Source organism: Dietzia sp. CQ4 (genome assembly GCF_014145125.1).
GTDB classification, from domain to species: domain Bacteria; phylum Actinomycetota; class Actinomycetes; order Mycobacteriales; family Mycobacteriaceae; genus Dietzia; species Dietzia natronolimnaea.
Map to the genome: position 1 here is coordinate 1 of NZ_JAALDZ010000345.1, position 6,385 is coordinate 6,385.

At 71.2% G+C, this 6,385-nt stretch carries 6 protein-coding genes; 3 read left to right on the forward strand and 3 right to left on the reverse strand.

The window, feature by feature from the left end; translation table 11 throughout:
* Nucleotides 1-1,394: ABC transporter substrate-binding protein (locus tag G6031_RS16400; protein WP_182653843.1), on the reverse strand; the 1,394-nt coding region annotated here is incomplete at its 3' end.
* Nucleotides 1,395-1,405: 11 nt separating this feature from the next.
* Nucleotides 1,406-3,328: a translational GTPase TypA gene (typA, locus tag G6031_RS16405; RefSeq protein ID WP_182653844.1), complete on the reverse strand. Its 1,923-nt coding sequence runs from the start codon at nucleotides 3,326-3,328 to the stop codon at nucleotides 1,406-1,408.
* 412 nt (nucleotides 3,329-3,740) lie between these two features.
* Between typA and G6031_RS16410 the strand changes: the two genes are divergently transcribed.
* From G6031_RS16410 to aqpZ, 3 genes are all read left to right on the forward strand, one after another.
* On the forward strand, nucleotides 3,741-4,361 hold the full coding sequence (locus G6031_RS16410; RefSeq protein ID WP_241730811.1) for a hypothetical protein: 621 nt from the start codon (nucleotides 3,741-3,743) through the stop codon (nucleotides 4,359-4,361).
* A 38-nt stretch (nucleotides 4,362-4,399) separates the two neighbouring features.
* On the forward strand, nucleotides 4,400-5,128 hold the full coding sequence (locus G6031_RS16415) for an NAD-dependent deacylase (RefSeq protein ID WP_182653845.1): 729 nt from the start codon (nucleotides 4,400-4,402) through the stop codon (nucleotides 5,126-5,128).
* 250 nt (nucleotides 5,129-5,378) lie between these two features.
* The gene (aqpZ, locus tag G6031_RS16420; protein ID WP_182609516.1) at nucleotides 5,379-6,104 is read left to right on the forward strand and encodes an aquaporin Z; all 726 of its coding nucleotides are present in this window, start codon (nucleotides 5,379-5,381) and stop codon (nucleotides 6,102-6,104) included.
* Nucleotides 6,105-6,177: 73 nt separating this feature from the next.
* Here aqpZ and G6031_RS16425 read toward each other — a convergent pair.
* On the reverse strand, nucleotides 6,178-6,385 hold a 208-nt coding region (locus G6031_RS16425; RefSeq protein WP_206682175.1), incomplete at its 5' end, for a hypothetical protein.

The following is a 6,385-nucleotide window of genomic DNA, read 5'->3' on the forward strand; positions in this document are numbered from 1 at the left end:
GGGGACGGGGCGGGGGCGCAGGCGAACCTGGACACCGCCGCGACCTCGGGGCGTCCGTCGACCCGTTGCCATCCCACCACCGCGTCGACCAGACCGTGCGGGAGCGCGTCCCCGTACAGGGCGACCGCGTCGAGCTCCCAGACCCGGGCGCCGATGCCCGCGCCGCGCAGCTGGTCCGCGATGGTGAACGCCGCGGTGAGCGCCCGGTCGTCCTCGGCCTCCACCCCGAGCGTCACGCTCAGCGGGTCGTCGTCGCGCTCCCATCGCGCCCCGGTGCGGGTGAACCCCGCGTCGCGGAGCGCGCGCTCCACGGCGGCCCCGTCGCCGGTCGTGGTGCTGGCGGACCCCGGCGGGAACGGGTAGGTCGTGACGGCCGGGTCGGACTGTCCGGTGACGATCCGACCGACCACCTCGGGGTCCACCGCCGCCGTGAGGCCGCGCCGCACTTCCGGGTCGCGGACCGCCGGGGCGACGGTGTTGAAGCCCAGTTCGAGTTGGGCCGAGGAGTCGACGGTCACGGCGCGGACCCCGTGGACGGTGGCCGAGACGTCCGCGGCCAACGGTGTCGCCGAGACCATCGCGAGTGATCCCGGTCCTCCACGCAACGCCGCGCCGAGTTGTCCGGCCCCTGTCGCCCGCCGCACGAGGATCTGATCGAGTTCCGGCGCGCGCGCCCAGTACCGGTCGTTGCGTACGAACTCGATCTCGCCCCGACCGATGTCGGCGAACCGGATCATGAACGGTCCCGCGCTCATCACGGGGAGGCTGGACATCGCGCCCTGGAAACCGTCCGGGGCGTTCTTGAGGATGTGCCCGGGCAGCAGGTCGGCGAACAGCGTCCGCCACTGCGTCGGTGGGGAGTCGAACACCACGTCGACGACCTTGCCCCCGGCGCCGGACCGCACCTCGACGATCTGCTCGTACCCGGCGGGGTCGACCACTCCGGGCTGGGTCGTCATCTGCCGCCACAGGTACTCGAAGTCCTCGGCCGCGACCGGCACCCCGTCGGTCCACTGGGCCAGCGGGTCGATCGTGTAGCGGATTGTCCGCGGGCTCCCCGGCAGGGGCTCGGCGGACACGAGGAGGTCGCGGTTGAGCACCGGCTCACCGCCCGGCCCGGGGACGAACGCGCTCGGGAGCAGCAGGGAGGCGACCAGGTCCGTGTCGACTCCCTGATCGGCCAGGAGATGCGGGTTGAAGCCCGGGTCGACGCGGTCGAGGGCCAGCAGGACCCCGCCACTGGACAGGTTGACGGACTCCCCGTCGGTACGCTCCTCCCCCACCACGGTGGGCGGAGGCGGATCGGCCACACACCCTGTGACGACGACGAGGGAGAGCACGGCTGCCAGAACGCTCGTGCCGCGCCGACGAACTGATGCCCCCCTCGTCGCCACCAGGGTCCTCGTCAGTTGACCGACTGCTGCTCGCGCGACTTGGACTTGCTGCGGGCCTTGGCCCGCTCATTGGCGGTGAGCAGCACCTTGCGCACGCGGATCGCCTCCGGTCCGACCTCCACGCACTCGTCGCCGGCGCAGAACTCCATGGCCTCCTCCAGCGAGAGGTTGCGGGCCCTCTGCAGGGTCTCGGTCGTATCGGAGGAGGCCGCTCGCATGTTGGTGAACTTCTTCTCCTTGGTGATGTTGACGTCCATGTCCTCGGATCGCGGGTTCTCGCCCACGACGACGCCCTCGTACACCTCGGAACCGGGCTCGATGAAGAAGTCGCCGCGGTCGGCCAGGCTGAGCAGCGCGAACGCGGTGGCCTTGCCGGCACGGTCGGCAACCAGTGAACCGGTGTGCCGCGAGCGGATCTCTCCGACCCAGGGCTCGTAGCCGGCCGACTCGGAGTTGGCGATCCCGGCGCCGCGCGTCTCGGTCATGAAGGTCGTGCGGAAGCCGATCAGCCCCCGGGCGGGCACCCGGAACTCCATCCGGACCCATCCGGATCCGTGGTTGCCCATCTGCTCCATGCGCCCCTTGCGGGCCGCCATGAGCTGGGTGACCGCGCCGAGGTACTCCTCGGGCACGTCGATGGTCATGTGCTCCATCGGCTCGTGGACCTTGCCGTCGACGACCCGGGTCACGACCTGCGGCTTGCCCACGGTGAGCTCGAAGCCCTCCCGGCGCATGGTCTCGACGAGGATGGACAGCGCCATCTCGCCGCGGCCCTGGACCTCCCAGTCGTCGGGGCGCGCGGTGTCGAGGACCTTGAGCGAGACGTTGCCCACGAGCTCCTGGTCGAGACGCGCCTTGACCATCCGCGCGGTGAGCTTGGTACCGCCGTTGCGGCCGGCGAGCGGGGAGGTGTTGACGCCGATGGTCATCGAGATCGCCGGCTCGTCGACGGTGATCGCGGGCAGCGCCACCGGGTTCTCCGGATCCGCGAGGGTGTCGCCGATCATGATGTCGCTGATCCCGGCCACCGCGACGATGTCGCCGGCCACGGCCTCGTCGGTGGGCATCCGCTCGACACCCTTGGTCGCGAGGAGTTCCGAGATCCGCACGGACTTGGTCTCCTGACCGCCGTCGGGAAGGTTGTGGATCCACGCCACCTGCTGACCCTTGCGGAGACGGCCGTTGTGGATACGGACCAGACCGATACGACCGAGGAAGTTGGACGCGTCCAGGTTGGTCACGTGGGCCTGCAGCGGCGCGTCGGCGTCACCGCGGGGCGCGGGGATCACGTCGTACAGGAGCGTGAAGAGCTCGTCGAGGTTCTCCCCGGCCGGTTCCTGGCCGTTGGCCGGCTGCGTGGTCGAGGCCTTACCGGCGCGACCGGAGGCGAACACCACGGGCAGTTCGAGCGCGCGCTCGGCCGCGGCCTGGGCGTCCGGGTCCTCGAGATCGGAGGCGAGTCCGATGAGGAGGTCCTGGGCGTCCTCGACGACCTCGTCGATGCGGGCGTCCGGACGGTCGGTCTTGTTGACGACGATGATGACCGGCAGGGATGCCGCCAGCGCCTTCCGCAGGACGAACCGCGTCTGCGGCAGCGGGCCCTCCGAGGAGTCGATGAGCAGGACGACGCCGTCGACCATGTTGAGGCCGCGCTCCACCTCGCCGCCGAAGTCGGCGTGGCCGGGGGTGTCGATGATGTTGAAGACGAGGTCGGCGCCGCCCGACCCTGCGCCGAGACGCCGCACCGACGTGTTCTTGGCCAGGATCGTGATGCCCTTCTCGCGCTCGAGGTCACCCGAGTCCATGACCCGGTCCACGAGCTCCGCGCGTTCGTCGAACGCTCCGGACTGGCGCAGCATCGCGTCGACGAGTGTCGTCTTACCATGGTCGACGTGCGCGACGATGGCGACGTTGCGGAACTCGGTCAGGGCCATACGGTGGGTTCTCCCTCAGAGGCTTTCGGCGCCACGGGCGACTCTGTGGCCGCCGGGCGCGTGGTGGGAATCTGCGGGACTCCCGCGTGATCCACAAGCGCGTCCGGTCGAGCGCGCGTGCGTGACCACATTACCCGCATCGGCCTCCGGACAGTCATCCCGAGCGGGCGACGCCACACCCGCGGCGGCGACTGTTATTTACATCACAAGTATCTTCTGCCACACTGGCCACAGACGCCACAGCAACCGGGCCTCCGGTATCCACACCTGTAAACGTTGTGAGAACATCGAGCCGTCGATTGGTCGGCCCGCCGACCGGTCCGTCCGCCTCATCCGAAGAATGGACTCGCCAGTGACCCGCCACTCGCTCAGGAACTCGTTCAGGACTCTAGGTCTCGGTGCAGTCGCCGCCATGGCCGTGTCGCTCGCCGTCCCCGCCTCCGCGAGCGCCCAGTCGCTGGACGAGCTGGGCCGCCCGACCGAGCCGGTGCTGCAGGCCATCGAGAACCTCTCCGAGCAGCAGTGGATCCCCGAGGAGACCCGGGGCACCATCGCCCGGCTGGTGGGCTTCTTCCGCGGGTCCGGCGAGCCGGGCACCCCGCTGCCCGAGAACGGTCCGGTGATCGCGCAGTTCGCCTACCCGACCATCATGCAGAACTGCATCGACGGGGAACAGACCGCGGTCGGGGCCGCCACCGCCGTGCCGGGGCCCGCCGGCCTGCCCCTGCCCGGCATCCCGGGCGGCCACCTCGGCTTCATCTTCACCGCCCTCGGCACCGAGGGCGTCGCACCCCAGCAGGTGCAGCCCATGACCGTGGACTGGTTCAACATCAACAACGGTCGCCGCGGCACCACCGTGCTCAGCTACAACGGGATCAACGCGGGCGGACCGGCGACCCTCAACGGTGTCGCCGACACCGGCCCGGGGCAGGTGCTGATGCTCCTGCAGGGCGGCGTCACCACCACCCTCGCCGGCGGCGGGACCTCCAATTGTGTCTCACTGCCGCTGGTGGGTTCCGCGTTCGTCCCGTGATCAGCGACGGCGTGGGGTCCGACCGGCCCCACCCCGACATGAGCAAGGCCCGTCTCGCCCTCGGCGACGGCGGGCCTCTCGTCGTTCTGACGGGTGCCGGGATGAGTGCGGAGAGCGGGGTGCCCACCTTCCGGGACTCCCGGACGGGACTGTGGGCACGCCACGACCCCGCCGACCTCGCGACCCCGGAGGCCTGGGACCGCGACCGGGACTCCGTGTGGGCCTGGTATCGCTGGCGCGAGCACCTCGTCGGATGCGCCGAGCCGAATGCCGGTCATCTCGCGATCGCCCGCGCCGCCCGGGACCGCGGCGTGACGGTGGTGACCCAGAACGTCGACGACCTGCACGAGCGCGCGGGTTCCGCCGGGGTGCACCATCTCCACGGCAGCCTCTTCGCACACCGGTGTGACGAGTGTGGGGCCCCGATGGAGGTGGGGCCGCCGCCGGCGGACCCCGTGGACCGGCTCGCGCCGCCCGACTGCCCGCGGTGCGGCGGACGGGCCAGACCGGGAGTGGTCTGGTTCGGAGAGATGCTCCCCCGGCAGCCCTGGGACGCCGCGGTGTCCGCGATCTCCGCCGCGACCGCGGTCCTGGTCGTCGGCACCTCCGGTCTCGTCCATCCCGCCGCGTCGCTCCCCGGCATCGCCGTCGACCTCGGGATCCCGGTCGTCGAGGTCAACCCCGATCCCTCCGGCCTCACGGACGGGGTGACGGTCCACCTCCGTGACACCGCCGCGGCGGTTCTCCCGACTCTCCTGGCGCCCTGACCGAGGCTCACCTCGCCGGGACCGCTTGACAGGTCGCGGAACCGGCGCGGCGGGACCCCGGCAGCGCTAGCGTGTGCTCAGCGGAAACACTCACCACCACGTTCCCGCCTCCCCCGATCCCGGGGAGTACACCACCGGAGGTCAATCCATGTCCGACTCGTCCCCGCGCACCCCGTCCGCACCGTCCCCCGGCACCCCGTCCGACACGTCCCCCGGCACCCCGTCCGGGACGGCGGTGATCGCGGCCGAGGTGATCGGCACCTTCTGGCTGGTACTGGGAGGGTGCGGCACGGCGGTGTTCGCCGCCGTCCAGGTCGCCACCGCAGACACCGGAGACGTCCCCGTGGGCGTCGGCTACCTCGGTGTCTCCCTGGCCTTCGGCCTGACCGTCCTGACCGGCGTGTACGCGCTCGGCCACATCTCCGGCGGCCACTTCAACCCGGCCGTCACCGTCGGCGCCGCCATCGCCGGGCGCCTCCCCTGGGCCAAGGCCCCCGTATACATCGTCAGCCAGGTCGTCGGCGGTCTGGTCGCGGGTGCACTGATCCTCGTCGTGGCCAAGGGCAAGGACGGATTCGAGGCGACCGGCCACATGGCCGCCAACGGCTTCGGCGCCAACTCCCCGGACGGGTACGGCCTGCTCTCGGCCCTGATCATCGAGGTCGTGCTGACCGCGATCTTCATCTGGGTGATCCTCGGAGCCACCGATCGCCGCGCCCCCGCCGGCTTCGCACCCCTGGCGATCGGGCTGACGCTGACGTTGATCCACCTCATCTCGATACCCATCACCAACACCTCGGTGAACCCGGCCCGCTCGACCGCCGTGGCCTTCTTCAACGGCGACGGGGCCGTCGGTCAGCTGTGGCTCTTCTGGGTGGCCCCGATCCTCGGCGCGCTCATCGCCGGCGCCCTGTACGGTCCCCTGTTCGGCGAGCGGGTGAAGAACGCCCGGGTCACCACCGGCGCCGCCGCCTGACCACCCGGGAATGACTGCAGGGCCCGCGGGATCATCTCCCGCGGGCCCTGCAGTCGGTCCGACGTACCGGGGGTCAGCGCCCCTGCTCGTCCCGTCGGTTCCGTCCCAACACCTTGTCCACGACGCCCGGCTCCCGGTCCGGGTGGGCGGCCGGATCGACGTCGTCCGGGTGACGCCCCGTCCGGTCGTGGATGCCGGTGTCATGGGTGCCGGTGTCATGGGTGCCGAGACCCTGGGACCCGTCAGACCTGGAGTGCCGGCCACCGGCGTCCGCGGTGTCG

Bases quoted from the DNA above. Each gene is read 5' to 3' on its own strand.
- typA (WP_182653844.1), bottom strand. From the start codon at position 3,328: ATGGCCCTGACCGAGTTCCGCAACGTCGCCATCGTCGCGCACGTCGAC.
- G6031_RS16410 (WP_241730811.1), top strand. From the start codon at position 3,741: ATGGCCGTGTCGCTCGCCGTCCCCGCCTCCGCGAGCGCCCAGTCGCTG.
- G6031_RS16415 (WP_182653845.1), top strand. From the start codon at position 4,400: ATGAGCAAGGCCCGTCTCGCCCTCGGCGACGGCGGGCCTCTCGTCGTT.